Source organism: Parafrankia sp. Ea1.12 (assembly GCF_900465275.1).
In the GTDB taxonomy this organism is placed as follows: domain Bacteria; phylum Actinomycetota; class Actinomycetes; order Frankiales; family Frankiaceae; genus Parafrankia; species Parafrankia soli.
The window spans coordinates 1-1,598 of the sequence record NZ_UBIZ01000159.1 but is presented as its reverse complement, the minus strand read 5'-3'; the positions used below and the strand labels follow the sequence as shown (position 1 = coordinate 1,598).

Genomic DNA, 1,598 nt, shown 5'->3' with positions numbered 1-1,598 from the left:
CAGGTCAGTGATCATGCCGGCTTGCGCCGGCACCCTGTCCTGATGAGGATGTTGGTGCCGTCCGGTCCGACGTCGTTGCTCTGTGGTGCCTGCGAGCCCGTAGGTCAGTGTGGCGCGGAGGTCCTGAGGAATCCTGTCCTGCTGCCTCGAGCGCGTACCTCAGAATCTTTGAAGACAGGCCCTCCCCGGGCGGTCCGTGTGGATCACTGATCGCAAGGGGAGGAGACGGTCTTTCATGGACGTGGTGATCGACCGGGTCGCCGGGTTGGACGTGCACCGGGACACGGTCGTGGCGGCGGTCCGGGTTGGCGGGCGTGGTGGCGGCCGGCGAGGGGAGGTGCGGACCTTCGCCACGACGGGAGCGGGGCTGACCCGGCTGGCCGACTGGCTGTCGGCGGAGCGGGTTTCTCTGGTGGGTATGGAATCCACCGGCGTGTACTGGAAGCCGGTGTATTACATGCTCGAGGATTCCTTCGAATGCTGGCTGTTGAACGCCCAGCATATGCATAACGTGCCGGGTCGGAAAACGGATGTGACCGACGCGGCGTGGATCGCGCAGCTGCTGGAACATGGTCTGGTCCGGCCGTCGTTCGTGCCCCCGAAACCGATCCGGGCGTTACGAGATCTCACCCGGCATCGGCGGACGACGATCGAGGACCGTACCCGGGCGGTGCAACGTCTGGAAAAAGTCATGCAGGACTGCGGGGTCAAGCTGACGTCGGTGGCCTCGGAACTGTTGGGGAAGTCCGGCCGGGCGATGATCGAGGCGATGCTCGCCGGTGAGGAGGATCCGGAGGTGCTCGCCGATCTCGCGCGGCGCCGGTTGCGGGTGAAGATCCCGCAGTTGCGGGAGGCGTTGGCCGGCCGGCCGTTGGCGGATCATCAGAAGCTGCTGGTCCGTCAGCTCCTGGCGCAGATCGACTTGTGTGAGGGTGCGGTCGCCGAGCTGGACCGCAAGGTCGAGGTGATGCTGGCCCCTTTCGTGGACCTGGTGGGGCGGGTGATGACGATCCCCGGGGTGGGCCGGCGGACGGCGGAGTGCCTGATCGCCGAGGCGGGGATGGACATGGGCCGGTTCCCGACCGCGGCGCATCTGGCGTCCTGGGCGGGGATCTGCCCGGGTAACCACGCCTCCGGTGGGGCAGTACGGTCGGGCCGTAGTCGTAAGGGGTCGACGTGGCTGCGGACCGCGCTCACCGAAGCGGCGCACGCCGCCGCGCAGACGCGGGACACCTACCTGGCCGCGCACTACGCCCAGATCCGAGGTCGTCGTGGGGTCCAGAAAGCCGTGGGGGCGATCCGTCACGACATTCTGATCGCCTACTGGCACATCGTGCACGACGACACCGTCTACCGGGACCTCGGCCCCGAATGGATGCGCCGCCGGCACAGCACGGAAGCCCAGCAGAAGCGCCTCGTCGCCCAATTGGAGAAACTCGGCCTGAAAGTAAGCGTCGAACCCGAACAGCCCGCTGCCTGACTACCCGGGAGGAATAGCCACAACCAAACAGCCACCCCGTCACGCCAGGCCCGACCACCCGGCGCGGTCAGCCACGCCCGCAGCCGACCCAGCCCACACCGGAAATCCTCACCTCAGA

1 protein-coding gene is annotated in these 1,598 nt (G+C 67.3%); it reads left to right on the top strand.

Annotated elements, in window-relative coordinates; genetic code table 11:
* Positions 1-235: 235 nt before the first annotated feature.
* Positions 236-1,480 carry an IS110 family transposase gene (locus tag FMEAI12_RS04355; RefSeq protein ID WP_112105052.1) on the top strand — a complete coding sequence of 415 codons (1,245 nt, stop codon included), beginning with the start codon at positions 236-238 and terminating at the stop codon, positions 1,478-1,480.
* Positions 1,481-1,598: the final 118 nt, after the last annotated feature.